General features: G+C 55.0%; 15 protein-coding genes. 1 reads left to right on the top strand and 14 read right to left on the bottom strand.

From position 1 onward, the window contains the following. Nucleotides 1-25 precede the first annotated feature (25 nt). Nucleotides 26-1057: a LacI family DNA-binding transcriptional regulator gene (locus ACTQ1N_RS02405; RefSeq protein ID WP_441954259.1), complete on the top strand. Its 1032-nt coding sequence runs from the start codon at nt 26-28 to the stop codon at nt 1055-1057. A 29-nt stretch (nt 1058-1086) separates the two neighbouring features. Here the strand turns inward: ACTQ1N_RS02405 and ACTQ1N_RS02400 are convergent, their stop codons facing one another. From ACTQ1N_RS02400 to ACTQ1N_RS02335, 14 genes are all read right to left on the bottom strand, one after another. Beyond that, nucleotides 1087-1932, bottom strand: coding sequence for a TrmH family RNA methyltransferase (locus ACTQ1N_RS02400; protein ID WP_441954485.1), 846 nt, complete (start codon nt 1930-1932; stop codon nt 1087-1089). Nucleotides 1933-2173: 241 nt separating this feature from the next. After that, on the bottom strand, nt 2174-3148 hold the full coding sequence (gene pfkA / locus ACTQ1N_RS02395; RefSeq protein WP_441954257.1) for a 6-phosphofructokinase: 975 nt from the start codon (nt 3146-3148) through the stop codon (nt 2174-2176). A 137-nt stretch (nt 3149-3285) separates the two neighbouring features. Further along, nucleotides 3286-4656, bottom strand: coding sequence for a citrate/2-methylcitrate synthase (locus tag ACTQ1N_RS02390; RefSeq protein ID WP_321059622.1), 1371 nt, complete (start codon nt 4654-4656; stop codon nt 3286-3288). Between the two features lie 91 nt (nt 4657-4747). Beyond that, nucleotides 4748-5389: an ArsR/SmtB family transcription factor gene (locus ACTQ1N_RS02385; protein WP_441954254.1), complete on the bottom strand. Its 642-nt coding sequence runs from the start codon at nt 5387-5389 to the stop codon at nt 4748-4750. 178 nt (nt 5390-5567) lie between these two features. Further along, the gene (locus ACTQ1N_RS02380; protein WP_441954252.1) at nt 5568-6227 is read right to left on the bottom strand and encodes an HAD family hydrolase; all 660 of its coding nucleotides are present in this window, start codon (nt 6225-6227) and stop codon (nt 5568-5570) included. Beyond that, nucleotides 6224-8458, bottom strand: coding sequence for a L,D-transpeptidase family protein (locus tag ACTQ1N_RS02375; protein WP_441954250.1), 2235 nt, complete (start codon nt 8456-8458; stop codon nt 6224-6226). The genes ACTQ1N_RS02380 and ACTQ1N_RS02375 overlap by 4 nt, the downstream gene beginning before the upstream one ends. 269 nt (nt 8459-8727) lie before the next feature. After that, complete coding sequence (locus ACTQ1N_RS02370; protein ID WP_441954248.1) at nt 8728-10161, bottom strand: L,D-transpeptidase family protein; 1434 nt, start codon at nt 10159-10161, stop codon at nt 8728-8730. Between the two features lie 213 nt (nt 10162-10374). Continuing rightward, complete coding sequence (locus ACTQ1N_RS02365) at nt 10375-12012, bottom strand: hypothetical protein (RefSeq protein ID WP_441954246.1); 1638 nt, start codon at nt 12010-12012, stop codon at nt 10375-10377. A gap of 67 nt (nt 12013-12079) precedes the next feature. Next, the gene (locus tag ACTQ1N_RS02360; protein WP_441954483.1) at nt 12080-13276 is read right to left on the bottom strand and encodes a toxic anion resistance protein; all 1197 of its coding nucleotides are present in this window, start codon (nt 13274-13276) and stop codon (nt 12080-12082) included. Between the two features lie 254 nt (nt 13277-13530). Further along, nucleotides 13531-15096, bottom strand: coding sequence for a 5-bromo-4-chloroindolyl phosphate hydrolysis family protein (locus ACTQ1N_RS02355; RefSeq protein WP_441954244.1), 1566 nt, complete (start codon nt 15094-15096; stop codon nt 13531-13533). Between the two features lie 231 nt (nt 15097-15327). Continuing rightward, nucleotides 15328-16053 carry an ABC transporter ATP-binding protein gene (locus ACTQ1N_RS02350; RefSeq protein ID WP_441954242.1) on the bottom strand — a complete coding sequence of 242 codons (726 nt, stop codon included), beginning with the start codon at nt 16051-16053 and terminating at the stop codon, nt 15328-15330. A gap of 145 nt (nt 16054-16198) precedes the next feature. Beyond that, entirely contained in the window at nt 16199-17050 is an 852-nt protein-coding gene (locus ACTQ1N_RS02345; RefSeq protein WP_441954240.1) for an ABC transporter ATP-binding protein, read from the bottom strand. After that, nucleotides 17050-18216, bottom strand: coding sequence for a branched-chain amino acid ABC transporter permease (locus ACTQ1N_RS02340; RefSeq protein ID WP_441954238.1), 1167 nt, complete (start codon nt 18214-18216; stop codon nt 17050-17052). The genes ACTQ1N_RS02345 and ACTQ1N_RS02340 overlap by 1 nt, the downstream gene beginning before the upstream one ends. Before the next feature lie 13 nt (nt 18217-18229). Next, nucleotides 18230-19111: a branched-chain amino acid ABC transporter permease gene (locus ACTQ1N_RS02335; protein ID WP_321049431.1), complete on the bottom strand. Its 882-nt coding sequence runs from the start codon at nt 19109-19111 to the stop codon at nt 18230-18232. Nucleotides 19112-19160: the final 49 nt, after the last annotated feature.

Genomic DNA, 19160 nt, shown 5'->3' with positions numbered 1-19160 from the left:
TTGTAAAAGGGAGATGCTGGAAGCCATGAAACGAAAGAATGTCACAATTGAAGAAATTGCAAAAGCAGCAAACGTCTCAACAGCTACAATCTCAAGAATCATCAATAATAAAGGTAATGTCACAAAAGAAACGAGGAATCATGTGATCAACGTGATGAATCAGATGGAATATAAGCCGCACAACTTACATCCCCTGTCAGACCCCGAAAGCCGGATCATTCTGGTCTGTGTCCCAGATTTCCGGAATCCGTTTTATAACCAAGTCATCGATGGAATCCAGAAAGCCGCACACGAAGAAAAGTATAATGTTCTTCTATTGCAATCAAGTGATTATTATTCAAGAATTGAAGACTTTGCAGAAGTGTTCAAAGAACAGTCCATTGCAGGTATCATCATTCTGTCTTCTGTCCCCGAGTCTGACAGCGAGCTTTTGAATGACCTGAGCCTTCGCTGCCCCGTTGTGATGTGTTCAGAATACGCAGAAAATTACGGAGTATCATTCGTCAGCATCAATGATGTTTCGTCATCCGAGAAGGCTGTCAGTTATCTCATATCGACAGGGTGCAGAAAAATCGGGCTGCTGAACTCTCTTACCAAATTCAAGTATGCCCGCCATAGAGAAAAGGGATACCGTCAGGCACTCACCCAGTGCGGGCTGGACTGCAATGAAAACTGGATCGCCCATATCTCTTCTATCAGCTATGACGTTGCCTACTCCACTGCTATGCATATCCTACAGCTTCCAAACCGGCCGGATGCCCTCTTTTGCTGCTCCGATGTTTATGGAATCGCCGCCGTCAACGCAGCCAAAGTACTTGGCCTCCGCATTCCGGAAGATCTGTCCGTCATTGGATTTGATAATGTTGACATCGCCAGAATGAGCCATCCGGCGCTGACTACTATTGCCCAGCCCATGCTTCAGATGGGCTATCAGTCTTGCTCGCTCCTGATCGAAAAGATACAGTCTCCTGATACGCCTGACCGACAGATTATTCTCAACACCGAGCTAATAATCCGGAACTCCACAAAGCTCCCTGTTGAAAGAGTTGGACAATGATCCTATAATTTCAGGCCGTCCGGTTCTGTTCAGCCATCCCGCCTCCCTGCCCGTCTCTGCCTGCCTGCTTCATACATCAGAATCGCGGCCGCAACGGCCGCATTCAGAGATTCCACCTTCCCTGCCATGGGAATGCGAACCCGGACATCGGCCAGCTCTGAGATCCCGTCAGAAAGCCCCCGGCTTTCATTGCCGATCAGGAATGCAGTACCTCTCGTGTAGTCTTCCCCATCATATGTGTGTCTTCCCTGAAGATGAGCGGCACAGACTGTAACACCCGCCTGCTTCACCTTCCCGATCGTCCCTGAGAGGTCATCTGTGTAGAGAAATGGAACCCGGAAGATGCTCCCCATCGTCGATCTGGTGACCTTCGGGTTGTACAGATCCGCCGTCCCCCTGCTCATCAGAATTCCGGTTACACCGGCACCCTCCGCAGTGCGGATGATCGTCCCGAGATTGCCCGGGTCCTGAAGATTCTCCAGAACCAGAAGGAGCGGCTCTGTGCGCTGCCCGAACAGATCCGCGAGGCGGTAGTGCTGCTGGGAAACCACAGCCATCACTCCCTGGGGCGACTGCGTATCCGAAAGATTCCGGAAGATCTCATCTGATACTGTTTCGATAACCAATTCTTTCTTCCCGGAGATCACAGCCTTCAGCCTGTCTTGAGCCGCCATCGCGGCATCGACTGCCTTTCTGCCTGCTTCGCTTTTCAGAAAAGACTCCGATGCGTACACCTCCCGCAGCTGCGCGGCAGGAATCTCCCGGAACATCTTGATGCCTTCCACCAGAAAAACATCCTGAGCATTCCGCTCGGATGCCTTTTTCTTTAATGCGACCAGGTTTCTGACCTTCGCGTTGCTCTTGCTCGTAATCATCATTGATCTCCGCCGTTTTCTGCCCTTTCATTCCGGCTTTCTCTGCCGTTCCATCACCTGCCGCCTGCAGTCCGCACACCTGTCTGTCTTCGTAAAACGGCCCCGCTCCGGGATTGCCAGAGCGGGGCCGTCACAAAAACCTCCTCGTATCAAAAGTCAGCTGCCGTCAGCGCGGCATCCTCAGCCGCTCAGCACCTTCATGACACCTGCCATCTGCTCCGGCAGGCTCTTTTCTGCGTCTTCAGATGCTCAGCGCCTTCGCGACTCTGACCATGTAATCCGGCAGGCTCTTCTGCATCTTCAACGCTTCCGCAATATCGTAGTCGACCCAGTCTCCGCCCTTGAAGCCAACCACGCGGTTCGTCTTTCCCTCCGCAAGCAGATCGACCGCATACGAACCCATCATCGATGCATACACACGGTCGCGGCAGGTCGGGCTCCCGCCTCTCTGCATGTGCCCGAGAATCGTTGCCCTGGTCTCGACGCCGGTCGCCGCTTCAATTCGCCTTGCCATCGAGCTCGAATGTCCGATTCCCTCGGCATTGATGATGATATGGTGCTTCTTTCCACGCTTGCGCATCTCGATGATGTGGTTGATCAGCTTCTGCTCATCATAGTCGTAGGACTCCGGAAGCAGAATATCCTCCGCGCCATTCGCAATCCCGCACCACAGTGCGATATAACCCGCATTCCGGCCCATGACCTCGATGATCGAGCAGCGCTCATGCGAGGTTGAGGTATCACGAACCTTATCGATGGCCTCCATCGCCGTGTTAACGGCCGTATCGAAACCAATCGTATAGTCTGTGCAGGCAATATCGAGATCGATCGTTCCCGGAATTCCAACCGTGTTGATTCCGAGCTCCGCCAGCTTCCCGGCGCCCGCAAATGAACCGTCTCCGCCAATCACAACAAGGCCTTCAATGCCATGCTGCCTGCACACCTCCGCCGCCTTCTGCTGTCCCTCCGGCGTCCGGAATTCCTGCGAGCGTGCCGTATACAGAATCGTTCCGCCGCGGGAAATGATGTCCGACACATCACGTGCCGAAAGATCCACGATCTCTGCGTTCAGCAGTCCCTTATAGCCCTGATAGATGCCCTTTACATCCATTCCCTTGCCGATTGCCTCACGGACAACCGCACGGATCGCCGCATTCATGCCCGGCGCGTCCCCGCCGCTTGTCAGCACGCCGATTGTCTTGACCTTTGAAGCCATCTTCGCATCCTCCGTTCTCTCAACTGCCCGCCTTTATCTGCCGCACTCCCTCTGGTCTTTTCTTCTCTTCATCTTACCCGCATATGAGAAGCATGTAAAGCGTCCGCTCAACAGGAATTGATTCGGTCCGGCTGGTGTTAACTGCGGTCTTCCAGCTTGTGATAGGTTCTGTGATGCCCGACATACTTGTACGCCGGCCGGATAATCTTTCCGCCGGATGAAATCTCTTCCATTCTGTGCGCGCACCAGCCGGAGATTCTCGCCATCGCGAAGATCGGAGTGAAGAGCTGTCTCGGAATGCCAAGCATCGAATAAACAAAGCCGGAGTAAAAGTCCACATTGCAGCAGACCGGCTTTGACAGATGCCGTTTTTCTGTCAGCAGCTCCGCCGAGACCTTCTCGACCGTCTGGTAGAGATTGAACTCCTCCTCCAGCCCCTTTGCCTCAGACAGCTTTTTCGCCTTCTCCTTCAGAATCACCGCTCTCGGGTCAGAAAGCGTATAGATGGCATGTCCCATTCCATAGACAAGACCTGTGTGGTCGAATGCCTCCCCGTCGATGATCTGCTCCACGTATGCCCTGATTGCGCCTTCATCTTCCCAGTTGTTCACATGTTCCTTGATATCCTTGAACATGTTCTCGACCTTCAGGTTTGCGCCGCCGTGCTTGGGTCCCTTCAGAGAAGCCAGCGAAGCGGCCACCGCCGAATAGGTATCGGTCCCGGTCGATGAGACGACATGTGTGGTGAAGGTTGAGTTGTTTCCGCCGCCGTGCTCCGCGTGGATGACGAGGCACGCATCGAGAACTCTCGCTTCGAGTTCTGTATACTGGCCGTCATCGCGCAGCATTCTCAGGATGTTCTCAGCTGCGGAAAGCTCTTCATCCGGATACCGGATGATCAGGGACCGGTCGTTGTGGTAATGCTGGTACGCATGATAATTATAGACCGCAATCATCGGCATCACACCGATCAGCAGCATAGACTGCCTCAGGACGTTCGGAATAGTGATATCGTCCGGATCCGAATCGTAGGAATACAGCGTCAGAACGGAGCGCTGCATCCCGTTCATGATATTCGCACTCGGTGCTTTCATGATGACATCCCGGACAAACTTGCTCGGAAGTTCGCGGTACTGTCCCAGAAGATCGATGAAATCACGAAGCTGTTTCCGGTTCGGCAGCTCGCCGAACAGCAGCAGATAGGTGACCTCCTCAAAATTGAACCGGTGGTTCCGGAACCCCTCTACCAGATCCGTGATCTTGTAGCCCTGGTAGTACAGCTCGCCCTCGATCGGAACCGACTTCCCGTCAACATCCCGGTGTCCGTTCACGTCTGAGATCTCGGTCAGACCGGTCAACACACCCCGGCCATTCGCCTCGCGGAGTCCGCGTTTCACTCCGTACGTTGAATAAAGCGACGGATCAATCTGCCTGGACAGGCCGCCGCTCTGTCCTGCGAGCACCATCAGCCGGTCATCCCGGATTCTTCTCTCATCATCATTCAGCATGTCATACCGCCCTTCATTTTTAAGCTTTTCTAATACGGTACAGCATATTATTTTGAAGGTCAAGCCTCACAGCCCGAATATGTGCGGTGAATCACTTCTTTCCGGCCTTCTTTGACTTCTTCCCCTTCTTGCCTTTTTTCTTTCCCGACGGCTCATGTGAACCAGCCGCCTGTTCCCTCATCCCGGCGCCGGGTTCCACAGTTGATGCTGACCGCTCCTGTTCCCCGGCAGCCTGTTCCTCCGCCCCGGCACTGAACGCCGAAGCTGAAGCCGGCAGCTCTGCCCCACCGGCCTTTTCGATCCCGATCTCCGTCTTCCCGTGATCTGCCTCCCGAGCCTTATCAGCGGCCAGGCTTTTCTTTATTTCTTCCTGCACCTTCTCCTCTGCCAGCGTAATCCTTGCCCTCGCGGCGATATCAGACTTCTCCGCGTGCTCGGCTTCTTTCAGAAACACCTCCAGCCTCCCTGCAGCCTCCTGGAGGACCGGTCTGTTGACAGAATAGATTGTCCACTTTCCACTGCGTGTTGCTGTCACGACCCCATTGTCTGTCAGCACCTTCATATGATGGGATAAGGTCGACTGAACGATATCCATCGATTCAAGAATCTCTCCTGCGCTCAGTTCCTTCTTCGCCAGCAGCCTGAGAATCCTCAGTCTGTGTTCATCCCCAAGCGCCTTGAAAACCCCGTCATAGTCCTCTCTCTTCATGCTCCCACCAAAATCTCTCATCATCTGCTCCCCCGATTGATCAGATCTATATATGTCAACTTCTTCCGCCACTCCCATGGCAGAGAAGAATCCTGTCCCACTGTTTTCATGCCCTGTCAAAATTCAGACAACCGAAACCAATATTTTTAAAATTTCTCTTGACTTTTTCTTTCATATCTACTATTTTCGATATATAGATGATTCATATCCTTCTGAACAGATCAGCAAGATCCTGAACCGTCTCCGCAATATATGTTGCGCCTGCCTTCTCGAGCTCCCCCGGTTCGGCAAAGCCATAATAGACGCCGATGGAATCAAGGCCTGTTTCATTTGCCCCCTCGATATCAAATCGCCGGTCACCGATCATGACCACGGAGGCCTTGTCAGCCTGTGTCAGCTTCCCCCTTCTGAAAACCTCCCTGATGATGTCCGGCTTCGAACTGAGTTTCTCATCCATCGTTGCCCCGACGATCTCAGAAAAATACTGTCCTATCCCGAAGTGTTCGAGAATCTCCCGTACAAAGCGTTCAGGCTTCGAGGAGGCAACGGCAAGCTCTCGTCCTTCCTGCTGAAGCGCTTCCAGCAGTTTTCCGATGCCTTCATAGGGATGACATTCATACAGCCCCCTGCTGCTGTAACGCTCCCTGTACCAGTCAACCGCCTCCCGGGCCTTCTCCTCGCTCATTCCATAAAGATCCCGGAAAGAATCGAGCAGCGGCGGACCTACAAAGGCCCTCAGCCTGTGAAGATCCGGTTCCTCAATCCCCATCCTTGAGAGCGCGTACTGTGTACTCTTCGTAATCCCCTCTCCTGAATCGATGACTGTTCCATCCAAATCAAAAAGCGCATACCTGTATTTCATCTCTGCACCTCCGCTGACTGAGTGGACCTGCTCGTCTCGTCCTCACTATCTGCATCATCAGACACCGTTCCATATTGTGCCTCAATATAGGATGTGATCGTCCGGATATCCTGCATCCCGGTATTCTGGGAGACCGCCTCCTGTGAGTCATCCTTGTATACAACAACAGGCGTCCCGGCTCCGATTCCGTTGTAGATCAGTTTTACAGCGGCAAGAGGCGTATTAATGCAGCCATGTGAGCCTGCTCCATTGTAAACACTTCCGCCGAAGTAATAGCGCTTCTGCAGATCGTGGATCCCGACTCCACCATTGAAAGGCAGCCAGTAATCAACCGGTGTCGCGTACCCTTCCCCCTTCAGCGTCGCATTTCGGTACTTTCCCTTGAGCGACCAGACGCCTCCGGAAGGCGTCTCGTTATTCTTCTGAGGATTCCCCGTTACGACTGGTGTATCGACAACAAGTGATCCGTTCTTGTAGAACCACATATGCTGATTCGTGAGGTCAATCTCTACATAGGTCGTGCCGATATCATTCTTGTCCCGGCACAGCCCCGTTGTGAAATAGACAGGCTCCAGCGCCTCCTTTTTCTTTTCCTTCAGCGCCTCCTCCAGCTCCTGCGCGGTGGAATCCGCGTCCAGCGTCCATCCGTAATCCCCGCCCTCGAGCTCAACTGTCGTGCCAAGGCTTGTGCGGAAGGTCCGCTTTCTTCCAACCGTATCCGTGCGGTCGGCCAGCTTCACGACATAGGAGGCAACCTTGCTGTCATCGACGTAGTAGTTTCCATCCATATCCAGAGAAAGGAAGGTTTGCGCTGTCATCCTGGGATTGATCTGAACGCTCTGATCCCCCATCCCAAGTGTGACATTCGCACCCAGAACCTGATTCAGGGCTTTCACCTTCTCATTGAGGGCATCATCATCGGCATACACCTCCGGATTCTGGTACAGTCCCTCCTTTTCAAGATCGATGGATGTAGAACCATCGTTCAATGCGTGGATAATGGCTGCTTTCGTCTTGTCATAGTCCAGTCTGGTACCCATGACCTCCTTCGTGATGACAGCCCCATCCGCCGTATACTTCAGCTCTGCGTTCTTGGGCTCGATCACGCGGCTGCTGTCAAATAACGTCAGGTTTCTTATCGTCGAATCGACAAGTGATGAATTGTATTCTGTTCCAAGCTTTTCCTCATTCGGGACCAGGATTGTCTTCAGCAGCGCGACCGGCCAGACTACCGAGTACTGCTGCTTCATGGAACGGTCGATCATCCCATTGTCCCGGTACTTCATCCCGATCTCGTCAGCTGTAATCCGGTCGCCCGTTCCGCTGCTCGAGCTGCTGGAAGAACGTCCTTTGATCTGAAGCTGGTATCCCTCCACCTTCTTCTCAACCTGCCGCTTCACTTCCGCCACCGTAAGTCCCGAAGCCTTGATCCCGAAGAATTCCGTCGAAGGATAAAAGTGATCACTGAAATGAACGCCTGCCGCAATGTAACCGGCTGTCAGAAGGCCGACTCCGGACGCCACAAGAACCTTCCGAAGCGAAACAGGAGAAACCGTCTTCTGGCTTCTCTCCGCTTTCGCTGGCTGCCTTCTATCCGCAGCAGGCCCGGCCGGCCTGCTATTCCGGCTCTCTGCCGGTCTGATATTCCAGCTCTCTGCCGGTCTGACCTTCCGGCTCTCTGCCTGTCTGACCTTCCGGCTCTCTGCCCGCCTGATATTCCGGCTCTCAAGAAGCGGATTTGGCGCATTCAGATAAGGACGGGCCATCTTTACCGTACCAAATACAGAAGATGCCTCCTCCATGCGTCTCTCCAGATCACTGGCCGCTTTTCCGCCGGCAGCCGGTTCCGGCCGCCAGACCGGCCCGTTTGCTTTTCTCCTTTCTGACTCTGAGGCTGATGCAGCAGAATTTTCCTTAACGCCAAATAAGCGTCCGTGCATTCCGACTTCCAGCTTTGAAAAAGCTGCTGCCGGCGCACTGACGCCTTTGTCTCTTCCCTGTGTCTGTTCCGCTGCGTATACGTTCCTCTTCGCTGAATGGACGCTCTTCACACCAGCGGAAGACTTCTTCCGCGACTGCCTCGCTGAAGCTGCCTTCTCCTCTGCCAGAACCTTCTTCCACTCGCGATCGCTGACGTACAGAAGAGCATTGCCCTCTCTGCCGTAGCGGGAATAACGGCTTGATGACGGCCGATCTACCCTCGGATCTTCCGCCAGATTTCCCCTGTTCATCTGCTGCCCCTTATGACTGTTTCCACACGAAAACCGCCCTTACAGCCTCCGTGCGCTCCCCACATGCGCCTCTTGCCCAGGTCCCTCGATCAGGTAGACGGCGAAAATTTTCCCCACAGCCGCCTGCCGTACCATTCCCGATGGCTGCCTCAGACACCACCGTTCAGAAGTCCTGCGCAAACTACTTTTTATTATTATATCGAATTCACCTTCAAATTCAACGCCGTTTCCAAATTTTTATAAGGCTCCTGCCGCTCTTTCTGATACGATTACTTATACAGAATCACCGGCGTTCCGGTATCGATATTCTCATAGATCGTCGCTGCGACAGCCGGCGGCAGATTGACACAGCCATGCGATCCGTTGGTCTGGTAGATATTCCCGCCGAAGGCCGTTCTCCAGCTTGCATCGTGGAGTCCCTGCCCGTCATAGAACGGCATCCAGTACTGGACCGGTGTTCCATTGGTCTCATTGGACGGAATCAGTGTCGCCGGACTCTGCTTATAGGCGATCGGGAAGATTCCCGTCTGTGTCTCCTGCTTCTTCGACACATTGCCCGTCACGACACTGCTGTCCACAACCAGCTGCCCGTTCTTGTAGAACCACAGATGCTGCTGCGTGATATTGATCTCCACATACTCCAGAAGGTCGTTCGTTCCGTCTCTTCCGACGCCCTTGTACGAATAGACCGGCTCCCGCTCCACGGCTGTATTGCTCTGGATATCCGAGAGAAGCTGCTGGTATTCCCCATCCTCGTCGACCAGATAGCCATAATTATTCTCACTGTCCGTAAAGGTAATCTGCTGTCCGCCTGTCGTCGTGAAGGTCCGTGTGTAGTAGATCGTGTTGTACTTCGCAGCAAGGCTTGTTACATAAGCGCGGATCTTTTCCTCGCTCAGCATCCCCTGGCCGTTCTGGAAGAACACCCAGTCCTTGATGGTGTTCCAGTCCAGCACTTCCTTCTGCGTCCCGAAATCGTAGGTGATGACAGCCTGATCATAGGCATTGTATGTGTTCATCTGAAGGTTAAGCGTCTCGTCGGTCGACAGAACATCCGGCTTTTTGTATAGATCTGACGGAATCTCCACGCTCACATCGCCCGCCGGCTTCGCGGAAGTCACCAGCTTTTCGGCCTCCGTCTTCACCAGCTTCTGAATGTCACCGTCATCCAGCTGCGTTCCCTGAACCTCCGGCTTAATTGAGTACGTCTTTGTTCCCTCATCATAGACGAGCTCAGCATTCGCGTTTTCAACTCTGGGATCCTTCAGATTGGCTGCCGTAACCACAGAGCTGATCTTTCCCTCATCCGAAGAAAATGGAATATCCAGTGTGAACTCGTTGCCGTTCATGATACCGTCCAGCAGGATCGGGATGCTTGCCCGTTGCTTCTTCAGCGCATCCTGAAGCCCTGCGAGGAGCTTTGTCTGATCAACCGTATACCCAAGCTGGCTGAGTGTCCAGGTTCCCTCCTCTTTTCCGCCTTCCGTCAGCGTGATCTTCGGTGCCGAATAGGCATCCGTCAGTATGTGCAGGACATCCTCCGGTTTTCGTTCGGATACATCAAACCCGTTGATGGTTGTCTTGTCAAAATAGGTTGTCCGGTTCCACTCGCGGCTCAGATATGAGACCAGCACAGCGACGGCAACACCAAGCGCTCCAAGCAGCGCAAGCAATACGATTTTAACTGCCTTATTCCCCTTCAAAGTCCTTACCCCTTTATCATGTTCTTTTTCATGTACTGTACTTGTCTGATGGAACGATCATAGCATCATTGCGGGATGTCGTCACTTGATTTTCCTGTAAAATATTGTTTAAGAGTTTCTTAAGCCAGTAAAAGACAGAAAAAAGGCCCGCAGAGATCATCTCCCTGCAGGCCTTCAAACCATCTGTAAATTGACTGTCCGGCATCGCCGCACTCATGACGCCCTGAGAGCCGCTGCCCTCCTGACAACCCGGTGGTACTTCAGCAGCCAGATGCCCGAAACAAGGAAGTAGAGCGCTTTTGTTCCGCCTGCCGCAAGCCCCAGATAGTCATTGGGTGCCAGCGGAAGAAGCATCAGTGCGAAGAAAACAGCCAGGATAATCGAAAGGATCCCGACATAGGTCGGCACCCGCCCGATGTCGCTCCCGCTCCTGACGTTGACCTTCACGCACTTGAGTGTATACATCCACTGGATGTAGTACATGATCGTAAAGATTGCGATGAAGATCATGATAATCAGCATGATCAGCCCCTGAATGAAGCTGCTTGTGAACCGTGCGCTGGAAGCCCCGACCACCACGAAATACACCGATATGATCAGGCCGACTGCCAGAACCAGGCAGGCAACGACAAACTTCAGAACCATCATCACTCTGGCAAGCGTATACCCGCCAAGTCCGAACTTCGAACGATCCCGCTTCGTCTGAATAAACATGATCCACAGAGCAAGGGCAAACAGTACATTCGGAACTGCGAAGATCAGCAGAATCGACAGCTGGACACTCGTTCCAAGCTGCTGGATGATGCCGTTCACATTGACCGCCATCGACACAATCTGCTTTGCAAGCTCAGTGAGCAGCTGCGTCGCGAAGCCATTGCTGCTTCCAAGCACTCCCTCCAGGCTCGAATCCAGGTTGGAAAGATTGTAGTATGCGTTCGAAACCTTCGGATCCATCGAACCCGGGAGCGCGAGGTTGCAGAGATTCACAGCCACCATCACCGTGAAAAACAGCGTCATCAGGAAAAACAGAAAGCCTCTGACCATCTTTCTGGAACGGAACAGGATGGTTTTGCTCCCGACCGCCGTGTTCATCCTCGCCAGATCCGGGCGTCCCTGCGCCGCCTCCGGCCCCTGCCGGTAGCCGTATCCCGCACTGCCATACTGCTCTCTCGTGGGCGCCGCATACCGTCCCCCGCGTGCCTCGTACTGCTGGCGTGCGCCGTAGGTCTGCCCTCTTCCGACGCCGAAACCGTCCGCACCGCCCTCGGGCGCTCTCGGCGGAATTCGGCCTGCGGCTGTTCCCTCTGGCTGCTGCGCAAATGACGCTGCCGCCGCACCCACCGCTCCCTGGCGGTAGTCAACGGCTGCATTCTGGACAGGCTCTCCGGCCTGCGCGTCCAGACCGCTCTTTTCTTCCGCATCAGCGGACACAGCTTCCTCGTTCAGACCAGCCTCCGGCTGAACCCCATTCGATGATTCCTGTGTCTCACCGGATGGCTGCGAAGTCCCATCCGCTGTATTCTGCACGTTTTGACCGGACTGCGCCGCAAAACTCTGGAGCGCCTCCTCGTCCGACTGGTCTGTGCTGGACTGTTGCTTCTCCTCGGCCGCTTCTTCATTTTCAGGCTTTACGGAGTCCTGCTCCCGCGGGGCTGCCACGTCCTCAGGCATCCTCGATGCAGGTTCAAACCCGCTGGCATCCCTCCTGTCTCCGTCCACAGCCGGATCGCCGGAGAAGCCGGTCAGCCTCTGCTCCTCGCCGTCCGGACGGTCAGGAAGCTGATTGTGGCATCTGACGCACACTGTCGCGCTGTCGTCATTCTCCGTTCCGCAAAATACACATCTTTTCATGATGACTGATCTCCCCAAACCAACATAGTTCGATTTATTATAAGCCGCACAGGATGAAAGAGCAAGGTTATGATTGCCTGTTCACCTGTGTCTGGGAGACCTGAAGAAGCCTGTTTTTAAGCTCTGTCTCCATCTTCTGCATCTCCGCCTCGGCTGCCGCACGCTTCTGATGACCTTCCTCCTGGATCTTCACCACATCGTCCAACGTTGCAATCAGCTGCGCATTGGTCTGCCTGAGCGTCTCCATATCCACAACCCCCCGCTCGGAAGCCTTCGCCGTCTCAACGGACGCCGTATGGAGCTGCTGGGCATTCTTCTGCAGAAGCTGATTCGTCATATCCGTCACTTCCCGCTCGGCCTTCGCCGCCTGGTTCGAATGCTCTACACCCAGGGCGATCACCATCTGATTTTTCCAGAGCGGAATCGTGTTCACGATGGTCGACTGGATTTTTTCCGCCATCATCGTATCCGAATCCTGCACAAGCCGGATCTGAGGTCCTGTCTGAAGCGCGATCTGCCTGGTCAGCTCAAGATCGTACAGCTTCTTCTCAAAGCGGTTGCAGTAAGCTGCCAGATCCTTCGCCGCCTGCGCGTCCTGCGCATCCTGGCTCATTTTTGCCTTCTCCTCCAGTTTCAGGAGTTCTCCGCCCCGCACCTCGGCGAGCTTCTTCTTTCCGGCCGCGATGTACATCGTCAGCTCCTTGAAGTAGGAAAGGTTCAGCGCATACATCCGGTCGAGCGTCGCAACATCCTTCATCAGCTGAATCTGATGCTTCTCAAGTGCATCTGAGATGGCTTTTACGGAATCCTCCGTCTTATCGTACTTTGCCTGCAGCGCAGTCACCTTGTTCGCACTCTTCTTGAAGAAACGCAGGAAACCGTTCTCCTCCTTCGTCACATCGAAGCTCTGAAGCTCCGACACCAGTCCGGAGATCTGTTTTCCAACCTCCCCCATATCCTTGTTGCGGACATTTGCCAGGGCTGTATCCGAGAATTCGGACATCTTTTTCTGAGTACCCGCGCCGTACTGCATGATGGCTGCGCCATTCGTGATGTCGATTTTCTCCGCAAATGCATCGACCATCTTCTGTTCCTCCGGGCTGAGAATCACCTCTGTATCCCGGATGGCATCCGCCACATGTTCTCTGATGGCTGACCCTGCCGGCGCGCCCTCGGACGCCGCAGCCTTCGGTTCGGCCTGCGGCGCCTCCCGGACAGCTTCCGGCGCCTTTGACGCAGCCGCCATCAGCTCTTCCGCGGTCATCGCCGCGGGAACAGCTTCCGCAGGGCTTCCGTTCTGCCCGTCCGCTGCACTCTGCCCTGCCTCTGCCGAAGGGTCCGCCTCCGCCCCGCCGAACGTCAGCTCGATCTTCCGGGGCTGCTGCCCTTCCAGGCTGACCGCCCCGCTGCTTCTGTTTTCGTCCGTCATCCTTTGCTCCTCCCGATCCCGTTCTCTCGGATCACGTTCCCTGGTCCTGTCAGGTTTCCTCGGCCTCAGCCGCCGTTCGCACTTTGTCCTCAGACCTCTTTCTTCTTCCCGGATTCCAGCTGGTCCTGTGCCATTCCTGCCATTTCTCCGGCTGCGGCAGCCTGCAGCCCGGCCCCGGTCCCCCGGCTGCCGCTCTGGGCTGAAACCCGTCCTGCATCTCCGCCCGAAGGCGGCCTCTGACTCTGACGTTCCGCGGCCTGCGCCTGTCTCATCTGCTGGAATTCATCCTCGGTCAGGCCGTCCTGCCGGAGCATGGACTTCATGACCGACACATCTGTCCCGACGTCCCACGCCGTATGCTGGAAAAATGAATCAAACAGTTTCTCATACGCATCATTGATGGTGTCAAGCGAGGTTTCGATCTCGCGCTTCGCGCTCTCGATATTTTCCCCTTCCACATGCTGGGCGTCCAGTGCCGCATAGGTATCAATCAGCTTCTGTGTCGTCGGAAGATAGTAACTCATCAGCCTGTGGAGATCCGGAGCGCTCTCCGGGCTGTTCCCGACCTGTTCAAAGATTCCTGTCACGATCCGCTCAAGCCTGTCAAGCTTCGCTGAAATCTCCTCCCCCGGAATCTCCTCGTTCTTCTGGTGGATATGGCCGATGAACGCCTGCCCTTCATCCAGAATCTTCTGCGTCTCTGCATCGAGCTTTCTTCTGTGTTCCTGCTGCGCCTTCTTCTGCGCCTGCAGCTTCCCATATTCCGGCAGCGGCTCTCCGCCAAGCTCCGGTGCATCCGTCCGGTCTCCTGACATTTCTGCCGCCTTTTTCCCCGGTTCTTTCTTATCGCTCTTTGCTTTCCGCTTCTGCCTGTCTTCCTCGCGCCTCCTGTTCCTGTACGATTCCATGGTCTGACTGTACAGCCCATACGCCTCGCGGCTGAGAATCAACGTCGTCTCGCCCCGGTCCATATAAACCGGTCCGTTCAGAATCCCCTTCCGAAGGATTTCCTTCAACGACTTCCGGGTATCCTTTTTGCTCTTTCCAAGTGCCGACGCAATCTCCTCCACGGAAATCACATCCCGGCCCTTCCGGATCCGGAGGATCGTCTCAGCGTCATCGATGACATCCAGCTGTTTTACCGAAAGGTCTCTCAGCCAGTAGAACATACCGGTGATTGCGAGAAAAAAGAGACCGACACCGGCTGAGCGCGCGACAGTGAAGCACCCGATCGCAAGCAGCAGGTTGGGAATCATCCCGACTGTCCCGATGACTTTTCCCGCTGTCGCCCCGAAATTGTTCCGGATCCGGAGCCGGCTCTGGTCTGCCTCCGCTGCCGCCCTTCGGGAAGACTTTCGGGCCTGTTCTACCGCCTGCTCATAGGCCGTTCTATCAGACGCTCTCTTCCCTTGGGGCCTTGTCCCGGACTGCATGCCGCCTTCCAGAAGAGAGTCGTGCACAGCATCCACTGCCCGGTTCATCGCCCAGTTGATCTGCTCACTCAGTGACGAATAGTCCCCGCTTTTGATGGCACTGTCGACCAGCCCGCTGACATCCCTCCCTGCACGATAGGTCATATCCTTCCAGCCGGACCCATTCTGTCCGCTCCCGGCCTTCATCTGATCCTGCCCTGCCTGCTTTTCTTCCGTTCCCATTCAAGACGTTCCTCTATCTATGACTGATGTTGTAATCCAGCTTACAGATGAGCTTTATTATCGGTGATTTACAGGATAAAATCAACCATCCGCTGCCATCTCATGCTCCGCGCGAGATGATGTGCAGTCACCTTCACACAAAACGGCCGGCACAAAGTGCCAGCCGTTTCATCATGTTATGGCGATCCCGGGGCAGCTCCTGATGTGTTTCCCCGGCATCCTGCCCCACTGTTATTCCTTCGCCTTCCCGAGGTAAGCCTCGCGGACCTGCTCATTTTCCGCCAGCTCTCTGCCAGTGCCGGACAAAGTGATCCGCCCGGTCTCCATGACATAGCCATAGTCCGCCGTCTGAAGCGCCATATTCGCGTTCTGCTCGATCAGAAGGATCGTCGTCCCTTCCTTGTTGATCTCCCGGATAATCTCAAACACCTCCTGGACGATAATCGGCGCGAGCCCCAGTGACGGCTCATCCATCATGACCAGCTCCGGTTTGCTCATCAGGGCCCTCGCGATGGCAAGCATCTGCTGCTCGCCTCCCGAAAGCGTGCCGGCAGGCTGCCAGGAACGCTCTTTCAGCCTCGGAAACAGTGTATAGACGCGTTCCAGATCCTTGTCGATGCTGTCCTTGCGCATATAGGCACCCATCCGAAGATTCTCGGCGACTGTCAGATTCACAAAGACACGGCGTCCCTCCGGCACCATCGTGATTCCGCGCGTGACGATCGTCTCTGTCGGCAGTCTCAGAAGATCCTCTCCCTTGAAGGAAATGCTTCCCGCCGCCGGCTTCACAAGCCCGACAACGGAACGCAGCGTCGAGGACTTACCTGCACCGTTGGACCCAATCAGTGTGACAATCTTTCCCTTCGGAACACCGAAGCTGATTCCGCGCACAGCCTCGATTCCGCCATACCGGACGACCAGGTTGTTGATTTCCAGAAGATTCTCTGTCTTTTCCATGAAACCCCTGCTTTCCTTATTCTCAGGACGCTGCTGTCAGGCCTTTCCCCGGCTGCTGCATGCTACTTCCGGCTGTACCGGTCGGCTCTGACAGGTCAGCCCGCTCCGCACAGGCACCGGCTGCGCCTGCCGCGCAGACACCAGCTCAGTTGGTCTTCCCTGTCCCGAGGTATGCGTCGATGACGATCTGATTGTTCTGAATCTCCTCCGGCGTGCCCTGGGCAATCAGTTTCCCGAAGTTCAGCACATAGATCCGGTCCGATATGCTCATAATCAGATCCATATGATGCTCAATGACAAAGACACTCAGATGGAACGCCGCCTTGATCCGACAGATAAACTCTGCCAGGTCATCCGTCTCCTGCGGATTCATGCCGGCAGCCGGTTCATCCAGAAGAAGCAGACTTGGCTTTGTCGCCAGAGCCCGGGCAATCTCCAGGCGGCGCTGCTTGCCATACGGGAGCGAAGTCGCCAGGGCATCCGCCTCATCCTTCAGGCCGACCATTTCGATCAGCTCCATCGCAAGCTCACGGTTCGCCATCTCCTCCCTGCGGTTCAGTCCGAAAGTCGCCGAGAAGACATTCGCCTCCGACCGCATATGAGTCGCGATCAGAACATTCTCAAAAACCGTCATTGCCTTGAACAGACGTATGTTCTGGAAGGTTCTCGCAATCCCGAGCTTCGTGATGCGGTCAGGCGTCCTGACGATCGAGTTGGAGTAAAGCTCCGCATTTTCGCCGAGGTAATTCTTCCTCATCTTTCCCCGCGGGTGGTTTTCGATAATCGTGTCCCCCTGAAACTGCACCCGCCCATTCGTCGGCTGGTACACCCCGGTGATAACATTGAAAGCAGTCGTCTTGCCCGCCCCGTTCGGACCGATCAGCGCGACAATCTCTCCCTTGTCCACATCGAGCGACAGGTTGTTCACTGCTACGACACCGCCGAACTGCATCGTCACATTCTCCACATGGAGGACATTCTCTCTTGGCTCTGCCATCACTGTGCACCTCCTTGTGAAGCCTTCTTTTTACGCCTGAAGACAGAGAACAGATGATTCCATGAGAACTCTCTGTCTCCCATGATGCCGCGGCGCCAGAACAGCACAACCACCATCAGCACGATGCTGTAAATGACCATCCGGAAGCCCGGACGGAACAGCGGGATCGTGACACCGCCGACCGTGAGCGGCTCATCCAGGAAGCGCAGCCACTCCTGACCGCCGTTGATCAGGAACGCACCGATGATCGAACCTGTGATGGAGCCGATGCCGCCCAGAACGACGATCAGAAGAATGTTGTAGGTCATCGTGATCTGGAACGTCTTGGTGTCGATGGAACGCATGAATAGTGCCAGCATGCCGCCGGAAATTCCCATGAAGAACGAGGAAATCACGAAGGACAGCTCCTTGGTTCGAAACAGATTGATCCCCATCGCCTCCGCTGCCACCTCGTCATCCCGGACCGCCTTGAACGCACGCCCGTAGGAGGAATGGAGCAGCAGCATCATAATCGCAATGCAGACAGCTGCCAGAATCAGCGGCTGGAATATATTCGTAAATCCCGGGATGTTGTTCAGCCCGTAGGAACCGTTTGTAATCTGATCCATCATCGGCGCTGCCAGAACCGTGCGGATGATCTCCGCAAATCCCAGCGTGGCAATCGCCAGGTAATCGGACTTCAGACGCAGAACAGGGATTCCGATCAGCGCCGCGAACCCCGCGGAAATCAGCCCGCCGAGAATCATCGCGACCAGCACCGGCACATGCAGATTCTCAAGCCATGGAGCAATCCCATTCATATAATAGACGCTCGCCCTGGCCGAGAGCGGGATCGTCAGGACAGCCGTCGTGTAGGCCCCGATTGCCATGAAGCCTGCCGCTCCGAGCGAAAACAGGCCGGTAAAGCCCGTCACCAGGTTCATCGCAGCAGCCGCGACCGCATAGACAGCCGACCGTTCGATGATGGAAATCGCATAGGAATGGTCAGAAGCATTCTTCTGATAGAAGGCCATCAGCGCTGCCAGAAGCAAGCAGGCCGCAATCGTGAGCACAGCACTGCGTACATGGTGCGGATCTCTCCGCTTCTGATACACATGCCCACTGGAGCCGGGGACATACCCGCCGTTCATTTTCGAGGAAACAGCCTTTTCTTTCATCTTGCTCATCCCAGCCACCTCCTCAGACCTTGTCACTTGCTGCCTCACCGAACAGGCCGGTCGGGCGCACAAGCAGGATGATGATCAGAAGCACGAAGGTAAATGCATCTGAGAACGTCGAGTATCCGAATGCGACGATGAAGGTCTCGCTGATTCCGATGATGAAACCGCCGATGACAGCGCCCGGAATCGAGCCGATTCCTCCGAGAACCGCCGCGACGAAGCACTTCAGCCCCGGCAGCGCGCCGGAGTACGGATAGACCGTCATGCGGTCTGTGAAATACAAAAGTGCGCCGACTGCCGCAAGCAGAGAACCGATGAAGAAGGTAAAGGAGATCGTGGAATCCACCTTGATCCCCATCAGCCTTGATGCCTCCGTGTCCTTCGAGACCGCCCGCATCGCCATGCCGATCTTCGTATGGTTAATCAGCTGCAGAAGCGCGATCGTCAGCACCACCGTCAGAATCGGGGTCAGGATTGTGACCAGAGAGGTCGTAACCGGCCCGAACGTCAGAATCTTCTTCAGTCCCGGAATCTCCGGATAGGCCATTGGAATCGCCGTAAAGAGATAGGTTGCCAGGTTCTCCAGCAGATAGGACACACCGATGGCGGAGATCATGACCGACATGCGCGGCGCTTTTCTCAGCGGACGGTACGCCGCTTTCTCGATTCCCATGCCGAGCAGGATTGTGCCCGCGAATGCAACCGGGATCGCGATGAACCATGGCATCGAGGCAATCGCAAAGATCATAAAATAGCCCGACATCATGAACAGATCGCCATGCGCGAAGTTGATGAGGCGAAGGATTCCGTAAACCATCGTGTATCCGATCGCGATAAGTGCATACGCGCCGCCCAGCGAGACACCGGTCAGCAGCTGCTGCACGAATGTAGCAAGACTCATGGAAGTTGCCCCTTCCTGTGTATATGTTCTGACGCACAGCGCCGGTCCT

This window comes from Porcincola sp. LCP21S3_C12, assembly GCF_052118625.1.
In the GTDB taxonomy this organism is placed as follows: domain Bacteria; phylum Bacillota; class Clostridia; order Lachnospirales; family Lachnospiraceae; genus Porcincola.
Note: the sequence above shows the minus strand (reverse complement) of the source record. Positions and strands in the feature narration are given on the sequence as shown.

Bases quoted from the DNA above. Each gene is read 5' to 3' on its own strand.
- ACTQ1N_RS02405 (WP_441954259.1), top strand. From the start codon at position 26: ATGAAACGAAAGAATGTCACAATTGAAGAAATTGCAAAAGCAGCAAAC.
- ACTQ1N_RS02400 (WP_441954485.1), bottom strand. From the start codon at position 1,932: ATGATTACGAGCAAGAGCAACGCGAAGGTCAGAAACCTGGTCGCATTA.
- pfkA (WP_441954257.1), bottom strand. From the start codon at position 3,148: ATGGCTTCAAAGGTCAAGACAATCGGCGTGCTGACAAGCGGCGGGGAC.
- ACTQ1N_RS02390 (WP_321059622.1), bottom strand. From the start codon at position 4,656: ATGCTGAATGATGATGAGAGAAGAATCCGGGATGACCGGCTGATGGTG.
- ACTQ1N_RS02385 (WP_441954254.1), bottom strand. From the start codon at position 5,389: ATGATGAGAGATTTTGGTGGGAGCATGAAGAGAGAGGACTATGACGGG.
- ACTQ1N_RS02380 (WP_441954252.1), bottom strand. From the start codon at position 6,227: ATGAAATACAGGTATGCGCTTTTTGATTTGGATGGAACAGTCATCGAT.
- ACTQ1N_RS02375 (WP_441954250.1), bottom strand. From the start codon at position 8,458: ATGAACAGGGGAAATCTGGCGGAAGATCCGAGGGTAGATCGGCCGTCA.
- ACTQ1N_RS02365 (WP_441954246.1), bottom strand. From the start codon at position 12,012: ATGAAAAGATGTGTATTTTGCGGAACGGAGAATGACGACAGCGCGACA.
- ACTQ1N_RS02360 (WP_441954483.1), bottom strand. From the start codon at position 13,276: ATGACCGCGGAAGAGCTGATGGCGGCTGCGTCAAAGGCGCCGGAAGCT.
- ACTQ1N_RS02355 (WP_441954244.1), bottom strand. From the start codon at position 15,096: ATGGGAACGGAAGAAAAGCAGGCAGGGCAGGATCAGATGAAGGCCGGG.
- ACTQ1N_RS02350 (WP_441954242.1), bottom strand. From the start codon at position 16,053: ATGGAAAAGACAGAGAATCTTCTGGAAATCAACAACCTGGTCGTCCGG.
- ACTQ1N_RS02345 (WP_441954240.1), bottom strand. From the start codon at position 17,050: ATGGCAGAGCCAAGAGAGAATGTCCTCCATGTGGAGAATGTGACGATG.
- ACTQ1N_RS02340 (WP_441954238.1), bottom strand. From the start codon at position 18,216: ATGAGCAAGATGAAAGAAAAGGCTGTTTCCTCGAAAATGAACGGCGGG.
- ACTQ1N_RS02335 (WP_321049431.1), bottom strand. From the start codon at position 19,111: ATGAGTCTTGCTACATTCGTGCAGCAGCTGCTGACCGGTGTCTCGCTG.